At 58.5% G+C, this 25,772-nt stretch carries 26 protein-coding genes and 1 tRNA gene; 8 read left to right on the top strand and 19 right to left on the bottom strand.

Annotated features, from left to right (window positions below; translation table 11 throughout):
- The first annotated feature begins 34 nt into the window (after positions 1–34).
- Together ACFKSJ_RS06015 and ACFKSJ_RS06010 are read left to right on the top strand one after the other, a co-directional pair.
- Positions 35–766 carry an ABC transporter ATP-binding protein gene (locus ACFKSJ_RS06015; RefSeq protein WP_440951347.1) on the top strand — a complete coding sequence of 244 codons (732 nt, stop codon included), beginning with the start codon at positions 35–37 and terminating at the stop codon, positions 764–766.
- Entirely contained in the window at positions 751–1,863 is a 1,113-nt protein-coding gene (locus tag ACFKSJ_RS06010; RefSeq protein ID WP_440951346.1) for a SufB/SufD family protein, read from the top strand. Before ACFKSJ_RS06015 ends, ACFKSJ_RS06010 begins: the two co-directional genes overlap by 16 nt.
- Positions 1,864–1,908: 45 nt before the next feature.
- On the opposite strand, the gene ACFKSJ_RS06005 is transcribed toward ACFKSJ_RS06010, so the two are convergent.
- The 7 genes from ACFKSJ_RS06005 to ACFKSJ_RS05975 all read right to left on the bottom strand — a co-directional run bounded on the left by ACFKSJ_RS06005 (position 1,909) and on the right by ACFKSJ_RS05975 (position 8,598).
- A complete protein-coding gene (locus ACFKSJ_RS06005) occupies positions 1,909–2,136 on the bottom strand; it encodes a ferredoxin (protein ID WP_440951345.1) in 228 nt (75 codons plus the stop codon).
- Between the two features lie 105 nt (positions 2,137–2,241).
- Positions 2,242–3,456, bottom strand: coding sequence for a cation:proton antiporter (locus ACFKSJ_RS06000; protein ID WP_440951344.1), 1,215 nt, complete (start codon positions 3,454–3,456; stop codon positions 2,242–2,244).
- A gap of 70 nt (positions 3,457–3,526) precedes the next feature.
- Entirely contained in the window at positions 3,527–4,279 is a 753-nt protein-coding gene (locus ACFKSJ_RS05995) for a hypothetical protein (protein WP_440951343.1), read from the bottom strand.
- Between the two features lie 76 nt (positions 4,280–4,355).
- Positions 4,356–5,939 (bottom strand): L-lactate permease, encoded by a 1,584-nt coding sequence (locus ACFKSJ_RS05990; RefSeq protein WP_440951342.1) that lies wholly within the window; start codon positions 5,937–5,939, stop codon positions 4,356–4,358.
- A gap of 147 nt (positions 5,940–6,086) precedes the next feature.
- Entirely contained in the window at positions 6,087–7,493 is a 1,407-nt protein-coding gene (locus tag ACFKSJ_RS05985) for a hypothetical protein (protein ID WP_440951341.1), read from the bottom strand.
- The gene (locus tag ACFKSJ_RS05980; RefSeq protein WP_440951340.1) at positions 7,486–8,205 is read right to left on the bottom strand and encodes an ABC transporter ATP-binding protein; all 720 of its coding nucleotides are present in this window, start codon (positions 8,203–8,205) and stop codon (positions 7,486–7,488) included. Before ACFKSJ_RS05980 ends, ACFKSJ_RS05985 begins: the two co-directional genes overlap by 8 nt.
- 135 nt (positions 8,206–8,340) lie before the next feature.
- A complete protein-coding gene (locus ACFKSJ_RS05975) occupies positions 8,341–8,598 on the bottom strand; it encodes a hypothetical protein (RefSeq protein ID WP_440951339.1) in 258 nt (85 codons plus the stop codon).
- A 362-nt stretch (positions 8,599–8,960) separates the two neighbouring features.
- Here ACFKSJ_RS05975 and ACFKSJ_RS05970 point away from each other — a divergent pair, with 362 nt between their 5' ends.
- From ACFKSJ_RS05970 to ACFKSJ_RS05960, 3 genes are all read left to right on the top strand, one after another.
- Positions 8,961–9,443 (top strand): flavodoxin family protein, encoded by a 483-nt coding sequence (locus ACFKSJ_RS05970; protein WP_440951338.1) that lies wholly within the window; start codon positions 8,961–8,963, stop codon positions 9,441–9,443.
- A 9-nt stretch (positions 9,444–9,452) separates the two neighbouring features.
- Entirely contained in the window at positions 9,453–9,650 is a 198-nt protein-coding gene (locus ACFKSJ_RS05965; protein ID WP_440951337.1) for a hypothetical protein, read from the top strand.
- A gap of 195 nt (positions 9,651–9,845) precedes the next feature.
- Positions 9,846–10,697 (top strand): ATP-binding protein, encoded by an 852-nt coding sequence (locus ACFKSJ_RS05960; protein WP_440951336.1) that lies wholly within the window; start codon positions 9,846–9,848, stop codon positions 10,695–10,697.
- Positions 10,698–10,839: 142 nt separating this feature from the next.
- Here ACFKSJ_RS05960 and ACFKSJ_RS05955 read toward each other — a convergent pair whose 3' ends face one another.
- The 3 genes from ACFKSJ_RS05955 to ACFKSJ_RS05945 form a co-directional block, all read right to left on the bottom strand.
- Entirely contained in the window at positions 10,840–12,774 is a 1,935-nt protein-coding gene (locus tag ACFKSJ_RS05955; protein ID WP_440951335.1) for a GAF domain-containing protein, read from the bottom strand.
- 105 nt (positions 12,775–12,879) lie between these two features.
- Positions 12,880–13,155, bottom strand: coding sequence for a DUF1294 domain-containing protein (locus tag ACFKSJ_RS05950; RefSeq protein WP_440951334.1), 276 nt, complete (start codon positions 13,153–13,155; stop codon positions 12,880–12,882).
- Positions 13,152–13,868, bottom strand: a complete 717-nt coding sequence (locus ACFKSJ_RS05945; protein WP_440951333.1) for a class I SAM-dependent methyltransferase — start codon at positions 13,866–13,868, stop codon at positions 13,152–13,154. Before ACFKSJ_RS05945 ends, ACFKSJ_RS05950 begins: the two co-directional genes overlap by 4 nt.
- Positions 13,869–14,072: 204 nt before the next feature.
- Here ACFKSJ_RS05945 and ACFKSJ_RS05940 point away from each other — a divergent pair, with 204 nt between their 5' ends.
- Positions 14,073–15,326, top strand: a complete 1,254-nt coding sequence (locus ACFKSJ_RS05940; RefSeq protein ID WP_440951332.1) for a 4Fe-4S binding protein — start codon at positions 14,073–14,075, stop codon at positions 15,324–15,326.
- A 139-nt stretch (positions 15,327–15,465) separates the two neighbouring features.
- Here the strand turns inward: ACFKSJ_RS05940 and ACFKSJ_RS05935 are convergent, their stop codons facing one another.
- Positions 15,466–16,437 carry a cation diffusion facilitator family transporter gene (locus ACFKSJ_RS05935; protein WP_440951331.1) on the bottom strand — a complete coding sequence of 324 codons (972 nt, stop codon included), beginning with the start codon at positions 16,435–16,437 and terminating at the stop codon, positions 15,466–15,468.
- A gap of 684 nt (positions 16,438–17,121) precedes the next feature.
- On the opposite strand from ACFKSJ_RS05935, the gene ACFKSJ_RS05930 reads away from it, so the two are divergent.
- Positions 17,122–17,721, top strand: coding sequence for a DJ-1/PfpI family protein (locus ACFKSJ_RS05930; protein WP_440951330.1), 600 nt, complete (start codon positions 17,122–17,124; stop codon positions 17,719–17,721).
- A 99-nt stretch (positions 17,722–17,820) separates the two neighbouring features.
- On the opposite strand, the gene ACFKSJ_RS05925 is transcribed toward ACFKSJ_RS05930, so the two are convergent.
- The 8 genes from ACFKSJ_RS05925 to glyA all read right to left on the bottom strand — a co-directional run bounded on the left by ACFKSJ_RS05925 (position 17,821) and on the right by glyA (position 24,974).
- Positions 17,821–18,591, bottom strand: coding sequence for an MBL fold metallo-hydrolase (locus tag ACFKSJ_RS05925; RefSeq protein ID WP_440951329.1), 771 nt, complete (start codon positions 18,589–18,591; stop codon positions 17,821–17,823).
- A 254-nt stretch (positions 18,592–18,845) separates the two neighbouring features.
- A tRNA-Thr gene (locus tag ACFKSJ_RS05920) sits at positions 18,846–18,917 on the bottom strand.
- A 100-nt stretch (positions 18,918–19,017) separates the two neighbouring features.
- Entirely contained in the window at positions 19,018–19,749 is a 732-nt protein-coding gene (locus ACFKSJ_RS05915; RefSeq protein WP_440951328.1) for a sugar phosphate isomerase/epimerase family protein, read from the bottom strand.
- Positions 19,750–19,825: 76 nt separating this feature from the next.
- Positions 19,826–21,190: a cobyrinate a,c-diamide synthase gene (locus ACFKSJ_RS05910; RefSeq protein ID WP_440951406.1), complete on the bottom strand. Its 1,365-nt coding sequence runs from the start codon at positions 21,188–21,190 to the stop codon at positions 19,826–19,828.
- 103 nt (positions 21,191–21,293) lie between these two features.
- The gene (cofE, locus tag ACFKSJ_RS05905; protein ID WP_440951327.1) at positions 21,294–22,097 is read right to left on the bottom strand and encodes a coenzyme F420-0:L-glutamate ligase; all 804 of its coding nucleotides are present in this window, start codon (positions 22,095–22,097) and stop codon (positions 21,294–21,296) included.
- On the bottom strand, positions 22,094–22,906 hold the full coding sequence (folP, locus tag ACFKSJ_RS05900) for a dihydropteroate synthase (protein ID WP_440951326.1): 813 nt from the start codon (positions 22,904–22,906) through the stop codon (positions 22,094–22,096). The genes cofE and folP overlap by 4 nt, the downstream gene beginning before the upstream one ends.
- Positions 22,888–23,730, bottom strand: a complete 843-nt coding sequence (gene folD / locus ACFKSJ_RS05895; protein WP_440951325.1) for a bifunctional methylenetetrahydrofolate dehydrogenase/methenyltetrahydrofolate cyclohydrolase FolD — start codon at positions 23,728–23,730, stop codon at positions 22,888–22,890. The genes folP and folD overlap by 19 nt, the downstream gene beginning before the upstream one ends.
- Entirely contained in the window at positions 23,727–24,974 is a 1,248-nt protein-coding gene (glyA, locus tag ACFKSJ_RS05890) for a serine hydroxymethyltransferase (protein WP_440951324.1), read from the bottom strand. The genes folD and glyA overlap by 4 nt, the downstream gene beginning before the upstream one ends.
- 151 nt (positions 24,975–25,125) lie before the next feature.
- Here glyA and ACFKSJ_RS05885 point away from each other — a divergent pair, with 151 nt between their 5' ends.
- Positions 25,126–25,767, top strand: a complete 642-nt coding sequence (locus tag ACFKSJ_RS05885) for a DUF7518 family protein (RefSeq protein ID WP_440951323.1) — start codon at positions 25,126–25,128, stop codon at positions 25,765–25,767.
- The last annotated feature ends 5 nt before the right edge of the window (positions 25,768–25,772 follow it).

The raw sequence follows: 25,772 nt of genomic DNA, 5'->3' as shown, positions 1-25,772 counted from the left end.
CCTTTCAGGGACAACGGGGTGCCTGTGATACGTAATGCTTGAGATACATCATCTCCATGCACGCGTGGGGGACCGGGAGATCCTTCATGATGTCACCTTCACGATCGGGACAGGGGAGACCCATGCCCTTCTCGGTCCGAACGGCTCGGGGAAGACGACGCTCCTGATGGCGATCATGGGCTTCGGGAACGTAGAGGTGACCGGGGGCAGCATCATCTATAATGGAGAGGATATCACCTCCCGCCCCCTCAGAGATCGGGCCCAGATGGGGATCGGGATGATGTTTCAGCGCCCGCCCACCATCGCCGGGCTGAAACTCGGAAAACTTCTGGACGTGACCTCCAATCACCGGATGGACCAGGTCCATGAGTACGCACAGAAATTGAATATGGAGCCTCTGCTCGATCGGGATATCAATAAGGGCTTCTCTGGGGGCGAGATCAAGAGGAGCGAGGTCCTGCAGTTGATGGTCCAGCAGCCCGACCTTCTCCTCCTCGACGAACCGGAGAGCGGTGTGGACATCGAAAACATGGCCGTGATGGGAAACGCCCTGTCACACCTGCTGGAGAAGGACTCTCATATCCCCCGGCGGAAGAAGAGCGGGCTGATCATCACCCACACCGGGTATATCCTCGACTACCTCGACGTCGACGCCGGGCATGTGCTGATCGACGGAATGATCCGGTGTCATGGGAATCCCCGGGAAATTCTGAAAGTGGTGAAGAAGTCAGGGTATCGGGAGTGTATCGAATGCGAACAGATCTGACCGACCTCGAGAAACTGCCCGAGGAGGAGCGAACCCGCCTCAGCCAGACCGGGCTGGAGACGGATATCTCACGGCGGGCCGGCAGTTATTTCCAGAAGGACCAGGAGATCGTCCATGCCCTGTCAAGTACTGAAGGCGTGGAGATTCTTGGGATCGCTGCAGCCCTTGAAAAATATGAATGGATGAAGGATTACTACTGGAATGCTGTTCCGCGTGATAAGGATCGGATCACCCGGTATGTTGCGAAACAGAAGGAGCCGAGAGGGGTCGTGGTCATCGCCCGTAAGGGTGTACAGATCACGCTCCCCCTTCAGGCCTGTCTCTTCCTCTCTGATGAGAAGGTCCAGCATGTCCACAACATCTTCATCGCCGAGGAGGGGGCGGAGATGCACCTGATATCCGGATGTGCGAGTGCCAGTTCCCACCTGACCGGGTCTCACCTCGGGGTGAGCGAGTTCTATATCAAGAAGGATGCCCGGATCACCTCGACGATGATCCATAACTGGGGGGAGAAGATCAGCGTCTTTCCCCGGAGTGCATCGATCGTCGAGGAGAACGGGCTCTTCATCTCCAATTATGTCTGCATGCAGCCGGTGAAGAGGGTGGAGATGTACCCCACGGCGATACTTCGCGGGAACCATGCGGTGGCCCGGTTCAGCAGCGTTGTGATGGCTCATCCGGGATCAGAACTCGATATCGGCTCCCGGGCGATCCTCTCGGGCGAGGGGGCGAGCGCGGAGCTGATCACCCGGGCCATCACCCGGGGCGGAACGGTGATCTCCCGCGGGCATATCGTCGGCGAGGCCGAAGGGACGAAGGGACATATCGAGTGCAGGGGGCTGATCCTCAAGGACGGTCTGATCCACGCCATTCCGGAGATCGAGGGGCGGGTCGTGGGTACTGAACTCTCCCATGAAGCAGCGGTGGGCAGGATCGCCAGGGACGAGATCGACTACCTGGTCTCCCGTGGACTTGATGAAGAGGTCGCGACAGCGACGATCATACGGGGATTCCTGGATGTGAAGATCCAGGGGCTTCCAGATGCCCTGCAACAGCAGATCGAAGCCGCCATCGATGTGGCTGAACAGGGATTCTGATCCCGACGGTGACGGGCCTTTCTTTAAAAAAGGGGCTCTTTCCCTTCACTCTTCTACCGTGATGATCTCAACCGGGCAGGAGTCGGCCGCGTCCTGCGCACAGGCCAGAAGTTCTGCGGATACCTTCCCTTCTCCCGGGTTCCCGCTGGTGCTGAAGGCTTCTGTTATTCTACTCTTTCCATCTCCCGGATCCTCTTCAAAGACCTCCGGGCAGGTCTCCCAGCAGCTTGTGCAACTGGTGCACTCATCTCTGATGATCCTGACTGTCGGCATGATTGGAACAGGGGCTGCTCTGGTTAAAAAAGGTTTCATCTGGTGCACCCAGTGCCGGGTCCAGGGTGAGGTCGACCAGGAGAGATGATCCGGAACCTCTCCCTTTCACTCTCCTGAATTGATGCAGGTCCCATCGGCATCGTAGGTGCCGTATTCCCCCCGGTAGAACCAGTTCCGATAGATGATGGGCGTGATCACCGTCGTCAGCAGACTCATGATCACGAGGACAACATAGACGCCCTGATCGATGATGCCGGCGTTCAGCCCGATCAGGGCGACGATCATCGCCACCTCCCCCCGGGGCGCCATCCCGAAACCGACGATCAGGGAGTCCTTTCTGCACATCCCTCCGAGCCGTGCGGGAAGTGCGCATCCGATCACCTTGCTGACGATCGCCACCACCGTCAATGCGACAAGGAAGACCAGGATCTCAGGGGTGACCGCCCGGAGGTCCACCAGGATCCCCAGGGATACAAAGAAGATCGATGCAAAGACGATCTGGAGATACTCGGCTCCCTCCTTCAGACTTTTGCTCTGGTTCAGTTCCACATCCTTGAACGAGACGCCGGCGATGAATGCACCAACGATCGCTGAGAGCCCGACCATCTCGGCACAGATCGCATAGAAAAATGCAAACATCATGGCGAAGATGAAGATGAACTCTGGGTACCTCTTCACGAAATCGGTCCTATCAAGGCGGACGAGATACCTGCCGATCACCAGGGTTCCGAACGCGGCCCCGATGATGATGAACAGAAGCGCTTTTATCGTGATCAGGGCGATCCCCCAGTACGAGAACGAGCCCTCGACGACAGAAGTACTGATGGCGAGGACGATCAATGCCAGGACATCGTCGATGACTGCAGCCCCGATGATCGCCTTGGCCGCCTCGGTCTGAAGTTTATTCAACTCCCTGAGTACGTTCGCCGTGATGGCGATGCTGGTGGCCGTCAGTGCGGTGCCGATGAAGATCGCACTGGCCGAGTCATAGCCGAAGAGGAGGGCCAGTCCCCAGCCGCCGATCCACGGCAGAATCACCCCCACCAGGGCGATGGCAAAATTTCTCGGGTGCACGATCTCACGGAGGCTGAATTCAAACCCTATGACAAAGAGGAGTATGACCGCTCCAAGGTGGGCGAGGCTCTGGATAAAGTCAGTGTAGGTGATCCAGCCCAGTACGCTGGGGCCCACCAGGATCCCGACGAGGATCAACCCTATCACCGCGGACTGGTTGATGCGTGACGCGATCAGGTATCCACCGAGGGCCACAAATAGGAGGAGGCTCATCTGGAATTCCGGGGAAATAAAGAGGTCTTCCATCGAAAACAACTGGGAGACTCGAGTACATATCCCTTTTGATTCTTCGACTGGAACTTTCTAAAAAATGGGTTTACTGGTTCTGCCGGATGATGACCGAGGCCGATGCGTCGAAGGGATTTCTCCGCATCTCAAGGCTGAAGAGGTACGGGTAATGCTCCTTGAGGTATTCCATGTGCGTGACCCATTCGGGGATCACCTTCGAGTAGACTCGGAGGATGTCGTTGGTGAGATGGGCCAGATCTGCAGATGGCAGCGCGGCCAGGTCGTCCCGGGCCTTCATCTCTTCGGTCAGGTGGTTGATGGCGAGGATCAGGTCGGTGAACGATTCATGTTCGAGGATGACCGGATTTTCGACGAGCCTGAGCAGAAAATCCTCCTGGTTCACCAGGAACGTCCGGAGCCCATCCATGTCGACCTGATGGATGGCCATGCCGCAGGTGTAGGTGTTCAGGCAGGCCCGCACCTCCAGAAACCTCTTGTTCTCCCAGTCGGCGCCGACAACAAGCCGGTCTTTTATCTGATCGATGGTGGGGTCGGCGCCGGCCAGCACTCTGAGGAGGGGCGTTCCGACTGTTGAAAAGAAGGTGCCGATGACCATCTTCATCTTCTCCATGCGATGCTGTTTCTCACGGGATTCGAGCATCTGGTCGATGATCAGGGTGACGATCAGCACTTCGATCGGAACGAATGCCAGTTCTCCGATGAAGTAGATGAGCAGGTGATGTGCGTCCTGGAAGATCAGATAGTGGGCGGCATAGATCGCGAGGGAGAGCAGGATGAGCCCAGCCCCTGCGGTGATCTTCCACCGGGTATCCTCTTTCATAGTGTACCATTCTTGGCGATAGGGGGAAAAAACCTATTCTCTGCTGCCCGGCGCAGGGGTCTTGAAAAAGAGGGGATCAGAGTGCCAGCAGCACGATCAGCATCGCACCGGTGACGAGCGTCAGCAGGATGGCGATCACCGCAGACTTTCTGATCACCTCGCCCTCGATCCCGATCTGGTCGATCACGGCTGCTGCATTGACGATCTTTGCCGGGGCGATGGCAGACGCGATCCCGCCTGAGACGCAGTGAGCCGCATAGACCTTGATGAAGTCCAGGTTCAGGACATCGGTCGACTTCTTCAGGATCCCGTGGAACATCACGTTCGAGGAAGTCTCGCTCCCTGAGACGAAGGTTCCCAGCAGGCCGAGGAGTGGGCTGATTGCAGGGAACGCGATCCCGAACGTCATCGCCAGGGTCAGGCCGATGACGGCGTTCATGTTCAGGTCAGCAGCGCCGGGGGCGAAGGTCAGCGTGTTGTTGATGACGCTCTGCCCGGACCAGTCCATCACGTAGGCGATCGCAAAGAAGACGGCTGCGGCGAGGGTGGGCGCCCATGCCCGTCTGGCCCAGACCCTGAAGATCTCCTCGGCCTGTTCTCTGCTCTTCACCAGCACCGGGGCTGCGAGCAGGGTACTGATCAGCACCCAGAAGTAGGCCTGGTTCAGCAGTTTCAGGTCCACGACCTTGTTGGCGACCACATGGATCTTCTGGACATCCCCGAGCATGGCATAGAGGCCGGTCTGGATGACCGGGATGCTTATTACGATACAGAAGATCACAAGGAGCAGCCAGGGGAAAGAAGCCTTCCAGAGCGGCATGATCGGTGTTCCGTCCGCCGTGCTCATCCTCTGCAGATCCTCGTTCTTTGCAATGATCGGTTTGCCCTTGAGGTACCGAAAGAGGAAGAGGACTGCGATCGTGACCAGCCCGGAGAAGACCCCGACCAGCCCGACGGCTGATGCCGGCAGCACCCGCACAAAGATGTTGCAGGAGATCCCGAGGGTGACCCCTGCGATGATCCCGGGGATCAGCCCCTTTTTGACGCCGGCCATACCGTCTGCAATCCAGAGCATCCCGAGAGCGAACCCTGTGGAGATCACCGGCAGGAAGAGTGCGATCGTTCCCCCGAGCAGGCTGACGTCGATGTTGAAGACCGAGGCCGGCAGGGTGATCGGGACCGCCAGCAGTGAGAAGGAGGTGAGCGGGTCATATCCGAGGCAGGGGAGCGCCACGGCTGCGAGCGGGGAGAACCCGAGGGCCAGCATGATCGGCGGCAGCATCGTCACCGGGGTCGCGCCGATCGAGACCAGAAATGATCCAAAACCCACGTTCAGGATCATGATCTGTTCGTACCGTTCGGCCGCGATCACCTTGACGTAGGCGGTGATGCTGGTGATCGCCCCGGTCAGGTCCATCATCGTGACCTGGAGGATCGTGAAGAGCACCATCAGGGAGATGCCGAACGAGGAGAGTACCCCTGATTCGGAAGCATAGAGAGCGATTTGTGGCGATGTCCCAAAGAAGAGCACGGCCAGTACGACCGTGAGTACCCAGCCTATGATCCCCATCCGCGTTCCCGACTGATTGAGAAAGACGAGCCCGATGAAGATCACGAGGATAGGGAGGACTGCCAGTAGAAAGGAGATTATCAGATCCAATACAATCGACCATCCGGTTTTGCTATAGTATGTCATGCTATAGCATAACATGAATGTTGCGGAATCGATCTGGATGCCGACTGATACGCTCCTGACGGTGGGATAGGTGTGGATGCTTGGAAAAAATGGGATTGGGGAGGATTCTACTCAGAACCCTTCGATATCGGCACGTTCCCACCGGGGATAACTGCGCCTGATGAGGTACGCTGTCGGGAAGAGGAGGAGCGCCGCTGCGAGCGGGTAGAACGGGTTCATGAAGGAGAGGACGATCAGCGGGACGATCACGATCGCCATGCTGACCAGGTAGGTGACGAGCACCTTCGCATCATAGACCAGCACATTCGGCGAGAGGCCGGTCAGATAGATCGTGACCGCGAGACCGAAGAACGAGATGGCAAGGGCGAGCACCAGCACCGATGGAAGGTACTGGCCGGCCCCTGTGGTGATGGTGATGATCGCAAGGAAGACTGCCGGGATCGCCTGCAGCAGCGAAAAGGCGCAGATCTTGCTGAAGATGATCGTCCTGACCGCGATCGGGAGACATCCGTACGAACCGACCGTGTCGAATGCGGTGAGCCAGGTGTACATCGTCGAGGCGAGCACCCCGGTCAGGATCGCAAAGAGAAGAAGCAGCGCCGAGTGCGGTAAGAACGAGCCGATCAACGAGAGGAAGAGCCATATGAGGCCGAGCGGGAGGAGAAACGAGAAGATCGTCTGTCCCACGGCAGCGCCGGTCCGGAGAAGGTCGAGCAGGTCCTTGGCTGCGAGGTAGGGGTACGGGAAGAACGAGAGGCGCTTCATCAATGGAGTGAACCTGTTTGGATAGCGTTTCGTCGCGTCCGCCAGTTCTGTGGTGAAGGCCTGGACGGCGATGATGAAAGGGACGATGATCAGCAGCAGCGCCTCAAGCAGCACCGCGGGCGAGAAGGCACCGAACAGGGCGAGTGGTGGAAATGTTCCGATCAGGTCGACCCCGAAGAAGAGGGTGGACGCTCCAGCGACTAGGACCAGGAGCACGCCGGCCAGGGCCAGCACCAGCTTTGAACGGGCATAGATCGTCGAGAGGAGGAAGACCCAGGCGAGACCGGTCAGGAAGGTCAGGGTCAATGTCAGCAGCAGCATTAGGGGGTACCCCATCGATATCCCGAGGATCGGGGCTGCGATGCCGAACCCTGCGACGAACGGGAAGACCCAGAGGATGAAGTAGTAGACCGTATCCTTGATCACAAAGTTCAGAAAGATGAACCGTTCAGAGAGCGGCAGGGTCCGTGCCGAGTACGCCAGCAGGCTTGCCTGCCCGAATCGCCTGTTCATCACCTCGTTGCCGAGCAGCCCGAACCCGCCGACCATCACCCCGAGGAGCAGAAAGAGGGCGTGGGTGATCAGGACCAACTGCTGGATCGGGATCACGGTCCCAAAGAGCGGGAGCAGAAAGGTGCTCATGAATGCGATCCCGGCGATCATCACCGGAAAGAGGGCGAAACTGAGGGATCCGAAGATAGTCGAGTGGATGCGCCACTCCTCTTTCATCATGCTCGTGAAGAGTTCAAACATGAGAATCCTGCCTGACTTTTGCGAGGAAGAACTCGGGGAGGTGTTCGTCGCCGATATCGCTGATGGCCCCAGTGTGAAGCAGGTGCCCCTTATGCAGGATCGCAAAGTCGGAACAGATCTCCTCGGCGATCTCGAGGATATGAGTGCTGATGAAGACCGTGCCGCCTTCCTTCACGTAGGTCTGCAGGAAGTCCTTCACCTTCATCTGCATGATCGGGTCGAAGTTGATCAGGGGTTCATCGATCAGGGCCAGCACCGGCCGGTGAATGAAGGCCTGGGAAAACATCAGTTTCTGCCGGGTCCCCCGGGAGAGATCCTTGCAGAGAACGTCCCGCTTATCCCCGAACTCCAGGAAGTCGAACCACCAGTCCGCTTTCTCGTCGACATCAGGGATCCCTCTGACTGCCCCGACGAAGTGGAAGTACTCCTCGGCCGAGAGGAAACTGGGGGGGGTCTCCTGTTCAGGAATGATCCCGATCCGTTCTCTGACGGTGATGGGATCCTTTTCCACATCCAGCCCGAGGACGGTGGCCGACCCGCCGGTCGGGCGGACCTGTCCGGTCAGCATCTTGATCATCGTCGTCTTTCCCGAGCCGTTCGGGCCCAGGAGACCAAAGAGTGCGCCTTTCTGAACTGAAAGAGAGACGCCGTCCACTGCGGTCGTACTCCCATAGGTCTTTGAGAGGTTCCGGGCTTCCAGTAGTGCTTCCATCAAGGTACTGATCGTTTCGCTGCCGGTAAAAAAGTATGTCATCAGGGAAGACGGTTCCTGCTTTAAATCGGCGAAACCCCCCGATTATCTCCCATTCTCTGGTGAGTAGCATCTGCTCACCTTTCCCCCATTGCTCTAGGTGCAGAGGTCACGCGCCCTGTCGACCGGGATCTTCAGTACCTTTCCGATTTCCCGGATCTCCTCTTCACTGAACTCTATCACTTCGCCTGCAGGTTTTCTGCGGTTCTCCTCGATGAGGGCATCGGCGATACTCTGAAATGACTCTGATGAACGTTTCTCTGATGCCCTGGCGATGCGTTGACGAAATGTCTCGACATCCGGTTCCCTGCGAGCTGGATCGTCTTCAGCGTTCATCTTCACATATGGTTGCATCTGATCATTATTGAGGTCTCCCTTCCCCTGGGGATCTGACTCCGGTTGGGTGGTGAGTGGTTGAATCTCCGGGAATTTTCTGCAATTTTATGGAAAAATTATTTATAGTATTGTGGCTATATGGGGTATCTGGTAGTGTCTTTGTAAGGGCTTCATCTCACCGATCGATTAATCATCGAAGAGGTGAGTTGGTGATTTCGATCCCTGAGCATCCGGACAGTACGGATGAAGCGTGTAAGCTCTTCAGCGCTACCACCTCTGTTCTGTCATCCTCTTCCCGACAGAGCGAACGATCTCCCGATCAGGAAGGATGACCAGAGAAATCCTTTTGAGATGTGATGACCTCTGTGAATAGGAGAACAATGAAGCCGATAACCATCTTCCATTCCTACTCAGGTGTCACCCGCGGTGTTGCTGATAAGGTGAAGGCCGCCTGTGGGGGCGATCTCATCGAGGTCAAACCAAAAGAGAAATATTCGTCGCTGAGTGCCTATTCGCTCGGTTGCTTCCGTGCGTTGAGGGAGGAAGGAGAACCGATCGATCCGGAGGTCATCGATGTCTCAGCCTACGACCTGCTGGTGATCGGGACGCCGGTCTGGGCCTGGAAAGCGACTCCGCCGGTCAATGCAGCGATCGCTGCACTTTCTGGCTGTGAGGGAAAGCGGGCGGTCCTCTTTGCGACCTGCGGGGCATCTGCACGAGATACACTGCCGACCCTCAGAAAAGCACTTGCCGCGAAGGGTGTTGAGGTCGCCGACGAGTTTGTCTTCACGACGAAGGATATCAAGGAGGGGAAGAGGATCGAGGAACTGATCGCCGGCGTTCATGCTGCACAGACTTCATAGCGATCTCGCGTGGGATTGGATCCCGGGCCGGTCAGATCAGTGGTGAACCCAGAACGGTCCTGCCCTTCGCAGAACAATGCCGAAAACCCGGGATGTTTCCGGACGATGAAGAGCGACGGGCATCTCCATCAGCCGGCCTGTCACCCCAGCGAGGAGGAGACCAGACCTATCGCTGGGATCGGGATCGCCCCTTCTCCAGGCACTTGAGCACCTCTCTGGACAGGGCGATACAACAACCTTATAATCCAGGAGATGGGATGCATCTCTGACTGACTTCTCCTGATCCGGGGGATCCGGTATCCTGCTGGAATGCGTGGTTTTGATCCTCTGGATCCTGTCCTGGTCGGTGCTGGCATGGGCCGGCAATCTGAGAATGGAGATGCTGTCATCGGGAGAGCAATGATGAAGAGAAAAATAATCTCGATCGACGAGGAGAAATGCACGGGCTGCGGGCTCTGCATACCGGATTGTCCGGAAGGAGCGCTTCAGATCATCGAAGGGAAGGCACGGCTGGTGAGCGATCTCTTCTGTGACGGACTCGGCGCCTGCATCGGCACCTGCCCTGAGGGGGCGATCAGCGTTATTGAACGTGAGGCGGGTGCATACGACGAGTCGGCCGTGATGGAGACGATCGCACGGCAGGGAGCGGCTGTCATCAAGGCACATCTCGAGCACCTCAGTGGTCATGGACAGACCGCCCTGTATAATGAGGCGATCGAGTACCTGATCGAACATTTTATTCCGATTCCTGACCATCAGGTCGCTGAGCGCCGGTCGTCGTCTGCAACCCAGCACCCCAGTCCGTTTGCAGGTTGCCCGGGGGCTGTAGCCCGCAGTATTACACGGGAGGAGCACGGTGCCGGAGAGAATCGGTCCAAACGCTCTGAATCTGAACTGCGCCAGTGGCCGTTACAGTTGAAGTTACTGAACCCGGCAGCCCCGTATTTTGACAACGCCGATCTGCTGCTCGCTGCTGATTGTGTTCCCTTTGCCTATGCCGACTTTCACCAGGACTTTCTGCGTGACAGGATCGTGATCATCTTCTGCCCGAAGCTGGATACCGACATTGAGGGGTATGTCTCCAAACTGGCCGAGATCCTGTCCCTGCACACGATCAACTCGATCACGGTCGTTCACATGGAGGTCCCCTGCTGCAGCGGGGTGAAATACGTCCTCGATCAGGCCATGGAGATGGCGGGGAAGAAGGTGCCGGTGAAAGATATCACGATCTCTATCCAGGGCGGGATTGTGTAAACCGGTCTTCCAAACCCCTTCTCCTTTCTGGTGTCCTATCGAAGGGGTCCGGGTTCCTGCGGGTTACCCTGGGCCTGGTCTGCCGGTCTTTCTTGCGATCTCCCGCATGCCGGCGGTCTCTCGCAGGAAGAATATCCGTCAGTCATCCACTCCTGACGAACCGGTAGTTCCCCTTCGGGACGGTCATCTCGAACCGGACGCCCTTCCCTTCGATGCCGGCCTCCCTGATGGTGATGCCGGTCAGGGAGAGGATCTCGCGGACCAAAAAGAGCCCGAGCCCGGTGTTCTTTCCATACCCGCGTATGAAGATCTGGTCCTTCTCATCCCCGGGGATACCGACCCCGTTGTCCTCCCACACGATCGTCAGGTCCTCTCCTTTCGAACTGGTTGACACCCGGACCGCGGTTACATGCTGGCCGTGCCTGATCGAGTTGTCGAGCAGATTGAATAAGGCCTTTTCGAGCATCGGGTCTGCGTAGACTTCGACGCCCAGCAGGTCGGTGATCAGGGTGATCTGAGGGGGAACCTGCAAACCGGACAAGATCGTCTCCAGCCTCTGCCACTGCGGGTCCAGGGTGCCCAGGTCCTGGTAGACCCTGGTGAACTCGACCTGCGACTGGATCGCACGTGTGGCCAGTTCTATCCTCTTCAGGTTATTCTCCAGCGCAGGATCCGTGCATCTCTGTTCGGAGATCCCCAGGTACCCGAGGATGACCGTCACATTGTTGAGGATGTCGTGCCGGGTGATGCCGGAGAGGAGTGAGAGCTGCCGGTTCGCCTGTCGCAGAGCATCCTCCGTTCTCCTCCTCCCGGTGATATCGGCATTGGTCCCGATCACCCTGGTCACCTTCCCCTCCTCGTCCCATTCGATCGGTTTTCCGCGTGAAAAGATCCAGCGATAGTCGCCATCTTTTGTCCTGAGTCGGTATTCTTTCTCCAACACGGATTGTCGCCCCTCAATCTGGCTCATCAGGTCCGAAACGACCGCGTCCCGTTCATCCGGGTGGATCAGGGAGGTCCAGGACTCAAAGGTCGGTGGAAATTCCCCGGGCTCGTATCCGAGCATCGAATAATACCGTGAGCTGAAGTATGCGCTCCCGGAGGGGAGATGCCAGTCCCAGAGCCCCTCGCCGGCACCTTCAAGGGCATGGTGAAGCCGGCCCTCGCTCTCCCGGAGTGCTTCTTCTGCTCTTCGTTGTTTTATGACCTGCCAGAGGCCTTTCATCAGAAGCGAGAGTTCGCGAAGGTCCCGGTCATCGTAATCGGACCGTTTGTTTCCCACACCTGCGACCATCACGATGTGGGTGCCATCAAAGATGGGGGTGTTCATGTGCCTGACGATAGGGACATGCCCCTCGGGATATCCCTTCTTCTGGGGGTCTGGGGCTGCATAGTCGTTGGTGATCACCGGGTGGCGCTGCCGGATCGCCTCCCCCCATAAACCGGTTGAGGCAACCATGTACCTGAGCGGTTTATCGCGGATGGTGCACTGGTGCATCGCCTCTGCCGACCAGGCATACATCGTCATCATCGTCTCATCATCATCGACAAAAGCGAGGTACCCGATGGAACTGCCCGTGATCTTCACGGCATTCTCAATTGCAAAGGTCATCAGTTCCTTGAGCGGTGCATCGGTCATCTGGTAGAATGAGACGAGCGTTTCGAGCCGGCTTTCATCCTGTTTGAGTGCGTCGGCGGCACGTTTCCGTTCCACTGCCCTTTTGATCGTATGCGCAAGCTCGGCAAACTCCGACTCCGGGTCACCCCCTTTCTGGAGGTATGCGTCGGCGCCGTTGTTGATGGCCTCGATGACCACGTCTTCGCGTCCCCTTCCGGTGAAGAGGATGAAGGGGAGATCTCCATAGATCGCCCGGATATCCTTGAGAAATCGGATCCCGTCCATCCCCGGCATCTGGTAGTCCGAGACGACGGCATCATACGGTACCTTATGTATGATGGTCAGTGCCTCGATGGCCGAGGTGATGGTGGTGAGGGAGAACTCCCCGGTCTCTTCGAGGATCAGTTTTGCGGCCGCAAGGAGGATCGGTTCGTCATCGACATAGAGCACGTGATACATCGGAAGCACCCGAAAGGTGGTGCGTTATCTCTGTCAGTGAATTTAAATTGATGGTTGGCGGTGGTGCCAATGCCGGCACTGCCTCAAGCCCTTCACACCTTGTGTTCAGATCCACCCTGTCACCAGGAGGAGGCCTGCGACCTGCAGCAGCAGAAAGAGCGGCACCGAGAGGAGAAAGACGGTCTTCTTCGTCTTGTGCCGGAAGAACTGCATGCCGGCGAAGGCACCGAAGGGGCCGGCGATCGACGAGAGGAGGAGCGTCCGCTCGGAGACCCGCCATCCCCGTTGCCGAGCCTGCTGTTTGTCCAGGCCGTAGAGCAGGAAGACGACCGTATTGACAGCGAAGAGTGCGGATACGAGCAGGGGATCGGTGGCGGTCACAGGCCGGACACCTGCACTGCTCCCCGTTCCGTGTCTCTGGGTTTGCTGCCGGTCAGCACCACGAAGATCCGGTTCCGGTAGATCACGTCGACGTCAGAAAAGCCGGACGCCCTGAGCCAGGCGAGCTGATCGATCAGGTTTGCACTCTGGTCGAGGGTGTCCCGCCGCCCTTTGATCACCGCCAGTTCGGCTGGGGCGAGCGGCCCGTCGGAGATGAACGCATCCCAGTACTCCATGAATCTCCGATCCAGTGCCGGGGTATCCCCCCTGGCCTGGTCTGCATTCACAAAGACACCGCCCGGGTTCAGGGCGCCGTATATGCGGCGGTACAGGCCGGCCTTCTCCTCGTCTTGGAGGTGGTGGATGGAGAGGGCGGAGCAGATCAGGTCGTAACCTCCGCCGAGGTCCACGTCCCGGTAGTCCCCGGCGATGTACCGAACGTCCGTCCTGCCTGCGAACCGTTCCCTGGCCACATTGAGCATCTGCTCTGCAAAGTCGAGGAGGGTCAGCTTCGCCTTCGGGTACTTCTCAAGCAGCAGGGCCGAGAGGAGCCCTGTCCCGGCACCGATGTCCAGGATTGTGGGTGTGTCTCCCTCCCACTCCGCCGCCCAGACTGCGGCGCCGTAGAATGCATCGATATCCGGGATGATCCATCGCCGCTGGGCGTCGTACTCCCCGGCGATCGTGTCAAAGGCTCTGCGAATATGTTCCATGGTATGGCCCTGTCCTTCATGCAGGTTGGAAGTACTGGGTATTCAATGCGATGGGGATGGGAGGTCCTGGTCGTATTTGAAATTCCTCTGCGATAATGGTTCAATTACTTAACAAAATGTATGTTATATTGCCCTAAATGTAATGTTTAAATGACATAAGGCTCAGATAGGATTGGTGGAGATAGACAGACCTGTCGACAGATCATGACAACACGAGATAGAGTGCTAAAGGGCCTGGGGGTTTTAGTCGGGGCAACCGGGCTCGCATATCCGGTCTGTGCGGCCGTCTGTCCACGGGGAAAAGGGGATTGCCCGTACCCGGGCAAGTGCTTCCTGTACACCGATGTGGATACCAATTCGATCTGCGACTACACCCGGTCGACCACCTCCTCGGCACCGGCCGGCAGCAACGCTGTGGTCCAGGCCGCCCCGGCGACCCCGGCCAGCGGGGTGACCACCACGGCAACCGCGACAACGACCACGCCGGTTCCGGTATCCCCAGGTCCGAACACCCTCGGCCTCCTCCCGGTCAGTGCCCTGCTGGCCGGTGTGTTCGCCTTCATCGTCGCGACTGCCGTCCTCTTCATCGGGCTGCGCTCGGGACGTTTTGGGGGCCGCACCCAGGATCCCGGTCCCGCCCTTGCGCTCTCATCGCTCTTCGGGCTCGGGACCGCTGAGATCGTCACGTACCTGCTGATAGGTCAGAACACCTCGGCATCGCTCTTCGCAGCCTTCTACCTGCTGGCCGGCACCGTGCTGACCGCCTATGCCTGGAAGAGCGGGGCCTTGTCACGGACCGTCGTGCTGGGGCTTACGGTCATGAGTGTTCTCTTCGGATTCGTCCTCCTCGCCCCGCTGATGCCGATCGAGTTCATTGGCCTCGTCGGCCTCGTCACTGGCACTCAGACTCTGGCGCCGGGCATCATCGGGATCCTCGGAGGGATCGGCCTCGCCCTCGTCACCGGCAGGACGTTCTGCGGGCATATCTGTCCGGTCGGGTCGATCCAGGAACTGGCCTACACTGTGCCTGTCCAAAAGATCACCGGTCTGCCTGGCCGGTACCTTGAGATCCTGCGGGCGGGGATCGCCGTCGCATCGGTGGTGGCCGGCCTGTACCTGGTCAGCATCATGGAGTACACGGGGGTCTACGACTTCTTCTCGCTGACCCTGTCGACCGGGTTCCTCGTCTTCGCGGGGCTTCTGGTCCTCTCGGCGTTCTTATACCGGCCGGTCTGCCGGGGAATCTGTCCGTTCGGGCTGATCTTCTCCATTCCGTCCCACGTCAGCCGGTACCGGTTGAGGCGGACCGGGTCCTGTATTAACTGCAGAAAGTGTGAGAAGGCCTGCCCTGCCCGGGTCGCCGGCAGGGACGCTTCGAAGCGGGAGTGTTACCTCTGCGGCCGGTGCACGGAGGTCTGCCCGGTGGAGGGGGCGCTCGCGTACTCTGCGGCTGAGTGACAGAATGGGTGTCCCTCTTTTTTCAAACCCTGTTTTAATTCGTTTCAAAACCCGATAAAAAAAGGTTGACTGGGGGATATCGTTCATACACCCCAGGACGAGGCGTGATACGAGGGTGCCCTTCCGGATCTGGTGTTTGTTACGTTCGTGGCGGAAGATCGGAATTCCCGGATGCCGCCGGCGCGACAACGACCGGCAGCGATTCGGCTTCGATATAGACGCGGTTGGTCTCCGGATATGCGCCGAGCAGGTCGGCTTCAATGCGGCGGATCGCCTCGTGCATCTGCTCTGCCGTGGTACCTTCGGCGAAGCGCACCCCCATGTTCACGAGCAGATCGTGCGGGCCCATATACATTGTGAGGATGTCGCCGGCGCTCTCGACCGCCGGATCAGACTCCACACGTCGCCGGATGTCCGCGAGTTCGTCGGGGTTCACGCCTTCACCCAGCAGCAAACCCTTGGTCCGCGACACGAGAACCCCTGCCACACTCATCAGCAGCAGCCCGATGGCGATCGATGCCACGCCGTCGAGATACGGATTGTTGAACAGGTGGCCGAGGAAGATCCCGATGAATGCGAAGATGAGGCCGAGCATGGCCGCGCTGTCCTCGAGCACTACCGTGTAGAGGCTCGGGTCCTTCGACTCCTTGATGAACTGCCAGGCACCCCTATCGCCCTTGGCCTCCAGGAACTGCTTCACGGCCACCGTGAATGATCCGCCCTCGACAATGAATGCGATGGCGAGCACGATGTAGGCCACCGTGGGGTCGCCCAGTTCGGCGGCCGGCGCGACGTGGCGAATGTGCGAGATACCCTCGTACACCGACATGCCACCACCGATGCCGAAGATGGAGACCGCCACGATGTGCGTCCAGTAGTAGAGCGACTTGCCGTGACCGAATGGGTGTCTTTCATCAGCAGGCTGTTTGGCACGGTTCATTCCCAGCAACACGAGGCAGCCGTTTCCCGTATCGACGATAGAGTGGATGCCCTCGGAGATCATGGCCGACGAACCGGTGAGTGCCGCCGCAACGAACTTGATGATCGCGATGATCAGGTTGCCGGCGATGGCCGCGAAGACCGCTATTTTTGAACCGCTTTGTGTTGTCATGGACTACCTTCCTGTCGGTGGCGACCGCCGTGATCACAAACGGATTTATACCCCGATGATGGAAGATACCGCTCCCAATCGATCCAACTGCCGGTCCATAGGAGAGGTTCTCCGCCACAGGCGGCTGGATCGGCATATTCCGGACTGAATCTGACGTCCCGGACGCACTCATGTCGAGTGATCGATGAACGGAGAACGGTACGCTTTGGTTTGATTGTTATCCTCCTGATTATTTAATGATTATATCGGTCATGCCTGCGGTTCGGCTTCTGGTGGGTTACTATCTGGTATTCTCTCTTACCCGGAGATCTGATAGATACACATCTCATCTATGTTCTTACGGCATGATGACTCATCATGCTCTACCCTGACCTTCTCACTTGAATCAGGTTAAAACTTCTCTGCAGCAGATTCGATCATACCATATCAAACTCGCAGGGATACGGGGTGCTGGGTCTCATCGTTCCCTGATTCACTGGTCATCTGGAACGAGGTATGTCCCATTCCCTCCTCCATCCTCCCTGTATTCGCATCAAACATGACGTTCCCATTCTTCTGGTGGTTCAGATGTACCACCACATCGGTCGATCCCAGAGTATCCTCGATCGTCCGGTCCTGCAATGATGAAGAGCCATACCATTATGTGGGCTTGTTCCCAGTATTTTTACACCAGGAGTATTTTTTATGAGAGATCTTGTGACAGTCCTGTACAATGATTTTGAAACCCTTGACGTGTTTGGGCCGATTGAGATATTGGGAAGATTGACCGATCAGTTCAACCCGCTTTTTTATTCCCTGGCCGGGGGAATCGTCACCAGCTCCCAGCATGTCCCGGTTATGACCGAGCCCCTGTCAGAACTGGACTCCACCCGCTACGTTCTTCTGATCCCTGGAGGGACGGGGGCGAGGGACCTGGTCGACGATGACATGTTCATCCCGGCTATCAGGTCACTGGCCGAGCATGCCGAATTCATCCTGACGGTCTGTACCGGGTCGATTCTCTTATCCAGAACCGGCATTCTGAATGGAAGGCGAGCCACCTCGAACAAACGGGTGTTCGCCTGGACGAGGACTGCCCCGGAGGTGATCTGGGAGCAGAGAGCCCGGTGGGTCACCGATGGCACCATCTATACCAGTTCAGGTGTCAGTGCCGGCATGGATATGGCTCTGGGCTTTGTAGCAGACCAGCTGGGGTATCCTCTTGCTCATCAGGTGAGTCAGGAGATCGAGTATGAGTGGAACGAAGACCCAGGCCATGATCCGTTCTCTGCTCTCTACCCGTGACAGGGGGTCGGGAGAACCTGTCTGGCACCGGAATCGTCCAATGAGCACCCCCTCGATTTGACCGACTCAAAGAATCATTTTGGGGATGCTCCCACCGATTTAGAGATTAAAATCCAACAACTCGTTATCCCTGGGAACAAAGAATTTGTCAACACCGATTTCAGCAAGCCGTGCAGGTGAAAAATATTCCTGCATATCCTCTCGTGTTTCAATACAGTGGTTGAATGTGTCGAGATGGACGATGATGAAGGTTAGCGTCGGATCAATTTTGAGTGTCTCTTCAACATCGATGATGTTCATCACAATGTGACTGCTGTTCAGGAATTTGGGAGAACCTGCATTCATAATCAGGATTTCAGGATGGAATTTTTCGATCGTTTCCTTAATGGATTCATGAAAGACGGTATCTCCCGTGAAGTACAGGGTCGGTTCATTCTCTGAAGAGAGGATATACCCGCTGCTGGGGCCCATCATGTCGCCGGTGATTCCCGTTCCATGGTGCGCAGCGACACGGGTGATCCTGATATTCCTGGTTGTTATCGACTCCTCAACCGGGATAATGGTTTGAAATCCATATGCGTCGAATGTCTTCACATCCTCCGGCTGACAGATCAGTTCGATCTTTTTATCCAGCAGCTCCCGTGCTCTGTCGTCGAAATGATCCCGGTGGGTATGGGTGGATACCACCATGTCGACATCCAGCAGGGTCTCCAGTGGCGTGCTCAGGTCGACAAGCGGATTCTTTCTCCTGTTCGGAGTCAGTGGAATCGGTGGATACTGTTCCTTTTCGCTAAAAACCGGATCGATGAGGATCTTTGTACCTGCATAGGTCACCAGCGAAGTGGCATGCCGAACCTGTAAAAAATTCATAGTCTCCTCTGTACTTTATTATATTCAAATATAAAGGCAGATTCTTGCATCCCTGCGAAGGAGACCCGATTCAGTAAAGAAGGTCGGACCTCTCTTTTACTGATATCCAAACCCGATTGAAGACGGTGATTCTTTCAGGATGTTCGGTCTCATGGACAGTGTATGCGCGGAACGGTCGACCTGGCAGCAGGAGAAACCAAAACGCATTGCTCTCGAATCTGACAATTTTAAAAGAGATGAAACGATAGTTCCAAAGCCTCAGGCGAGAATCGAACTCGCGACCTCGTCCTTACCAAGGACGCGCTATACCGCTAAGCCACTGAGGCGTTGTTGTATCATAAAGTTGGAAGTACAGTGATTAAAAGATTCCGGCAGATCGGCAGAAAACTGGTTGTTTTTGGGGGGTCGATCCCCCATCCTCGCGGATCAGAGTCCCTTGAGCGTCTCGATGCTCTTAAGGACTCCCTCGTACGTCCCGACCTCGATGATCGGCCGGACCTTGTTTCTCCGGACCGAGGCCATCACGGCTGAGAAGTCGATCGTTCCGTCACCGAAGGCCGCGTGCATATCCTCCTTCCCGTTGTTGTCATGGAGGTGGAAGTGACTGATCGTCTGGGAGAGGAACCCCTTCAGACAGTGGTTCAGGTTGGCATGGCCTACGTCGAGGGCCAGCCCGATCCCGTCGGGGAGCGGGAGCTCTGAGGGGATCCGGATGAAGAAGTAGTCCCAGTTCCCCATATTCTCGATAAAGAAGGTGACCCCGTGCTCCTCGGAGAAGTGGATCAGGTCGTTGACCGATGTCTCGAACTGCCTGGCCGCGGCTTCGTACTCCTGGGTCCAGGCGAAGTACCCGGGGTGGACCACCACCGGGGCGTTCACCTCTGCGGCGATGGCAAAGCAGTCCCCGAGCACCTCGACACTCGCCCGCCTGATCGGTTCGAGCAGACTCGCGATGTTCACCCCTCGTGCCGGGGCATGGAGGGCGTACTTCAGCGAGAAACTCTCCAGCGGTTCTGCACTGGCTATCAGGTGGGGGCCGTCGTCCATCACCTCGACATAGTCGGTGATCGTCGACAGCTGTTCGAGTGCCTGCGAAAGCGGCAGGCTGTGGAGGCAGTAGGTTGAGATGCCGTACTGGCTGCTCTGTTCTGGTTGCATAATGACGGGTTCCACTCCTGGCAGGCGGAGGCTGCGTTGGGAGAAGATGGGGAGGCCGACTATTTACCAGTATAGATTAGAGCCGGCGATAGGCCGCCCCGGCCCCGACCAGCCCCTCCGCAAAGGTCCTGGAGAAATAGGCATGGGTGTAGCACCCGGTCGTCTCCCCCTCGAAGAGCCCGTCCTTTCCCTGGTCGATCCCCTTCCCCCGCGTGAGGGCGATCGCGAACCGTCCGTCAGGGTCGGGGACCAGCCGGGAGTAGTGGAACTCGTGGCCGCTCACCGGGGTGGCCGGGGCTGCAAATCCGACCCCGCCCTGCCAGGTCCCCTGCACATACCCGAGCCCCTGGATCCGCGAGGTCATCGCTGCCGTGGCAGGGAGGACGCCGGCCATCCGGTACGTGTGGTCGCCGGCGGAGAGCGACTCGGTCAGGTAGGTGAGGCCGCCGCACTCGGCATAGATCGGCATCCCTGCCATGGCAGCCGAGCGGACCTGGTCCCTACAGGGAGCGGTCTCCAGGGCTTCTGCATGCAGCTCCGGGTACCCGCCGCCCAGGTACAGGCCGTCCACCTCTGGGAGCGGGTCGGTCATAGGGCTGAAGAAGACCAGCCCGGCCCCTGCACTCCTGAGCCTATCCAGGTTGTCCTGGTAGTAGAAGCAGAACGCCGGGTCCATCGCGACCCCGATCGTGGCCTTCTCCTGCCGGTCAACAGGGGCCGGCCGCCGGGACACCTCCAGCGGGCCGGCGCTCCCGGCCACGCTCTCGACCAGGTCCAGTGCGCAGTGCTCCTGCATGATCGCCCCGAACGAGGCGGCCCGGTCAGACTCGTGGGCCATCGAGAGGCCCAGATGCCGGGACTCGATCGTCAGGTCCTGCTGCTTGGGGATCCAGCCGAGGGCCGGGACGGTCAGCCCCTTCTCGATCAGCTGACGGTGGCGGGGACTGCCGATCCTGTTGAAGATCACGCCTGCGATTTTGATCGTCCTGTCATAGGCGCAGATCCCGTTGATCAGGGCGTGGACCGTCGACGACATCCCCTTGGCATCGATCACCAGCACCACCGGCGCTCCGAGCAGCCTGGCCACATGGGCTGTGGATGCGCAGCCGGTTCCGTCGACCCCGTCGTAGAGCCCCATCACCCCTTCGATCACGGCGATATCGGAGCCGGCCGAGGCCCTGGCGAAGGTCTCGATCACTTGCTCCTCGCCCATCATGAACGGGTCCAGGTTCCGTGAGGGCCGGCCGCAGGTCAGGGTGTGGTGGGTCGGGTCGATGAAGTCCGGGCCGACCTTGAACGGCTGAACAATCCTTCCTTTTCCGGTGAACGCGGCCATCAGCCCGCTCGCGACCGTCGTCTTGCCACACCCGCTCCAGGTGCCTGCGATCACCACCCTGGGAATCGTCACCTCACCTGTATCGTCCCTGACCATTCGCTCCATACTCTTCACTACTGTGGTCTGCGGACCCTGATAAAAACGTGTATGAAGACCTCGGTGACGGTCTTCTCAAGATATTTCTCTAAAAATTGGGGGGAACGAGCGTTCACTCGTTCCGGTTGTCCGGTGCCCTGGTGGGATCTGATTTGAGTCCCCTGACGGCGCCCATGAACAGGCATTCGTCGGCGGCGATCCCTTCGATCCCGACCTCGTCGGTGATGGGGACTCCGAGTCCGCGGACCAGGACGCCCGGGGTGCACTCGTCGGCCTCGCCCATCAGCAGTTCGGCAGCCGATACGATGTTGTCGGCGACCGCCCGTTTGGTCACCTCCAGTTTCCGGCCGAAGAGATCGTTTCTGCCGCGCTCGTCGACCACCGCCGTGATGCCGGCACAGCCGATGGCGACCCCACCACAGCCGAGCCGCATCGCATGGGTCCTGCTGTCTGCGATCAGCACCCCGATCCTGGCCCCTGTGCCGGCCAGGACCGCCGCCCTGATCGTGGCTGCACTCCGGTCTGGGTCAGCGGGCAGCGGGACCACACACCCCAGCGGGGCGTTGGAACCATCCACGCCGGCGTTCGGAAGGAGTGTCCCCTGCTTCTCACAGAGGAGGAACCCCGGGATCCCGCCGACGATACGGTCACTCTCCCTGATCACCACCTCGGCGACGCGGGGGTCCATGTGGTGCTCTGCTGCAAGACGCTCGGCCTCCTTTCCGGGAGTCACCGATGCCAGTTCCACTGCCCGCCCTTCTGCCGTCGCGAGCGCCGACTCGGCGATCACCAGCAGGTCCCCGTTCTGAAACCCGCCGGCTGCCTCCTGTGCCGCCCTGCATAGGATGGCGGTCATATCGTCACCTGCCAGGATCACCCGGGTCTTCAGTCCGAAGACGGTGAACGCAGCGGTCATGCCTGCCCCCCCATCTTCTGATAGACTGAGATCAAGTCCCTGGTCTCCGGGACATCGTGGGCACGCACCATCGCGGCCCCTGCCTTCAGTAACTGCATCGTGACCCCCAGTGTCCCTGCCAGCCGCCCCTCTGCCGGCTTGTTGAGGAGATCTCCGATGAAGGTCTTGCGGGAGACGGCTGCAAGCACCGGGTAATCGAGGGCCGTGAACGACGCGAAGTGAGTGCAGAGTGCCCAGTCGTCCTCGACCGTCCGCTCTGCGGTCCAGAGCCCGACGGCCGGGTCGAGGACCACGTCGTTGATCCCGGCCAGTTCGCACCGGTCGATCACCGTCTGCAGCGCCTGCAGGGTGGCTGGAACTCCTTTCGGGTCGCCGGGGATCTGGTTCGCCGCCATCGCGATCACCGGCAGTCCTGCATCTGCCGCCAGTGCAGCGAGGGCCGGGTCGGCGAGCCCGCGGATATCGTTCAGGGCATGGACCTCATGCCGCAGACACACCTCCAGCACGGCCGGGTGCATCGTGTCGACCGAGATGGTGATCCCGCTTCCGTCCAGCTGGCCGAGTGCCGCCTCGACCCGCTCGATCTCCTCTTCGATCGAAAGGAACGGACAGTTCGGGGCGGTGGACCGTGCACCGAGGTCGATCAGGTCGGCTCCGTCCCCGATCATCTGTTCGGCCCGGCGCCGTATCTGGTCTTCTGGTGTAAATGAACCGCTAAAAAAGGATTCCGGGCTGCAGTTGATGACACCCATCAGTCTGATCGGCTGCCCGGATCCGATCGTCAGCCTGCCTATGGTACAGTTCTGCATGACTGCATCTTCGCCGCCTTGAAGGTGTTCTCCATCAGGGTCGCAATCGTCATCGGACCGACCCCTCCGGGGACCGGCGTGATCGCCGCCACCTTTTCACTGACCGCTGCAAAGTCGACATCCCCACAGAGTTTCCCGTCCACGTGATTGATCCCGACATCGATCACCACCGCGTTCTCGTTGACCATATCCGCGGTGATGAACCGTGCCTTTCCGATCCCGCTGACGATGATATCGGCCCGCTTGAGTTCTGAGGCCAGATCCTTTGTTCTGCTGTGGCAGACCGTGACCGTTGCATCTGCATTTATCAGCAGGGCTGCCATCGGTCTCCCGACATCGATCGACCGCCCGATCACCACCGCCCGCTTTCCAGCAGGATCGATATTGTACTCCTTTAAGAGAGTCATGACCCCGAGCGGGGTGCAGGGGGCGAAGGTCGGGTAGCCCCCGAGCAGCTTTCCGAGGTTGAATGGGTGGAACCCGTCCACATCCTTCTCCGGCAGGATCGCCTCGATGATCTTTTCGGTCTCCACTCCGGAAGGGAGGGGGAGTTGGACGAGGATCCCGTTGATATCAGGATCTTTGTTCAGCCTGTCGACGGTTTCGAGCACCTTGGCAGTCGTCGAGTCCCCGGGGAGCGTGACGCTGATCGATCCGATATGAACCCGTTCGCAGGCACGGTGCTTCATCTGCACATAGAGGAGCGATGCAGGGTTGTCCCCTGCGATCACAGTCGCGAGCCGGGGATACAGCCCCGACTCATCGATCTCCTCTTTTAAGAGTTCAAGCCTCTTCTCAGAGACCCGCTTGCCATCGATGATCATAATGATTCAGGGTAGAGGGTGTAGCGGCTGGCGAGTGCGGTCACTTCGTCTTTGACCGTCTTGATCGTCGCCTCGTCCTGGATGTCCTTGAGGACTCTGATGATGTACTCCCCGATCTGGTGCATCTCGTCCTCTTTCATGCCCCGTGATGTGACGGCCGGGGTCCCGATCCGCAGCCCGCTCGTGACGAACGGCGACCGGTTCTCGTTCGGGATCGTGTTCTTGTTCACGGTGATCCCGGCCTTGCCGAGTGCAACCTCTGCTTCAAGCCCGGTCAGCCCGCGGTTGGAGAGGTCGATCAGGATCAGGTGGTTGTCGGTCCCGCCGGAAACAAGCCTGAGGTCGGCCTCGTCGAGGGTCTCTGCCAGTGCCTGTGCGTTCTTCACAACCTGACGCGAGTAATCCTTGAACGAGGGCTGGAGGGCTTCCTTGAAGCAGACAGCCTTCCCTGCGATGGTGTGCATCAGCGGACCGCCCTGCATGCCGGGGAAGATCGCCTTATCGATCATCGCACCGTACTCCTCGTTGCACATGATCACACCCCCGCGTGGACCGCGGAGTGTCTTGTGTGTCGTCGAGGTGGTGAAGTTCACGACGTTCACCGGTGAGGGGTGGACCCCTGCGGCACAGAGCCCTGCGATGTGGGCGATGTCTGCCATGCAGTAGGCGCCGACACTGTCAGCGATCTCCTGGAACGCCTTGAAGTCGATCTCACGGGGATACGCGCTCGCACCGCAGACGATAACCTTCGGTTTCACCTTCTTTGCCATCTCTTCGACGGCCCCGTAGTCGATCAGTTCGGTCTTGAGATCGACGCCGTACTGGGAGACCTCATACATCTTTCCGCTGAACGAGACTGGTGAACCGTGGGAGAGGTGCCCGCCCTGGGTCAGGCTCATGCTCATCATCCGGTCTTTGCCGCACTCCATCACCGAGAAGTAGACGGCCATGTTCGCCTGGGTGCCTGAATGAGGCTGGACGTTCGCATGCTCTGCATTGAAGAGCTGCTTTAATCGGTCACGGGCCAGGTTCTCGACCTTGTCATGGAACTCGCAACCGCCGTAGTAACGCTTGCCGGGATACCCTTCAGCGTACTTGTTGGTCATGATGGAACCCATTGCTTCAAGTACGGCCTTGCTGACGAGGTTTTCCGATGCGATCAGTTCAAGACCGTTCACCTGGCGCAGCCGTTCACACTCGATTAATTCCGCGATCTCTGGATCGGCGGTGGCAAGATACGACATATGAAAAAAACTTGGTGCTGTAAGGGTAATAGTGTTTCTTTGAAGGCATTGGCAGGGGGTCCGGATCCGCCTCAGGAAAAGAGTATTGATATGGGGACGTATGCAAATTATTAATGGGTACAGCGCTCATGTTTACTTCTGAGGGGCAGGAATGGCGTTGAAGGATGCGAAGATAAAGTTCCTCGAGCAGGAACTCGAAGAGAAGGAACGGGCTATCGAGATGATGCGGGATTCTGAGAATATGCAGCCGCCAGTTCAGCCGCTGGTGCAGCCACAGGACGATAACCGGGTTGCAGCGCTGGAACAGCGTGTGCGCGACCTTGAGGCCGTGGTCAAGGGGCTGATCGAGGAGATCCTCGATATGAAGGCGATGACCCAGAAGATCTACAAGGTTGCAGAAGAACAGGCCCCGCGACTGCAGCAGACTCAGAGATCGAGGCCGGCCGCCGCCTCTACGGTCATGGTTCATCCACGGAATGCAGGACGGCTGAACGAATCAGCACCCGTGCACCCGGAGAAGCAGATCCTCGCTTCCGCGTTATCGAGGCAGGCGCCGGCCGAGGAACCTGCCCGGGCGATGGACCTGATCATGCAGCCTGACGGCACGCTGAAGCACGAGGTGCGGACGAGCAGGGATTATATCGTCGCCCCTGCCGGTTATGACTCTAAAAACCCGATGCGGAAGGGGAAGACCGTCTCCGGCCAGGGGACCAGAAAGAACCCAAACGCCCGGGTTGATGACGTGATCCTTGCAGAGGAGCGCGATATCCCCCGTCCTGAGCGAAAGAGATAGGAGCC

The sequence above is a fragment of the Methanosphaerula subterraneus genome, from assembly GCF_052055875.1.
Taxonomy (GTDB): Archaea; Halobacteriota; Methanomicrobia; order Methanomicrobiales; family Methanospirillaceae; genus Methanosphaerula; species Methanosphaerula subterraneus.
Note: the sequence above shows the minus strand (reverse complement) of the source record. Positions and strands in the feature narration are given on the sequence as shown.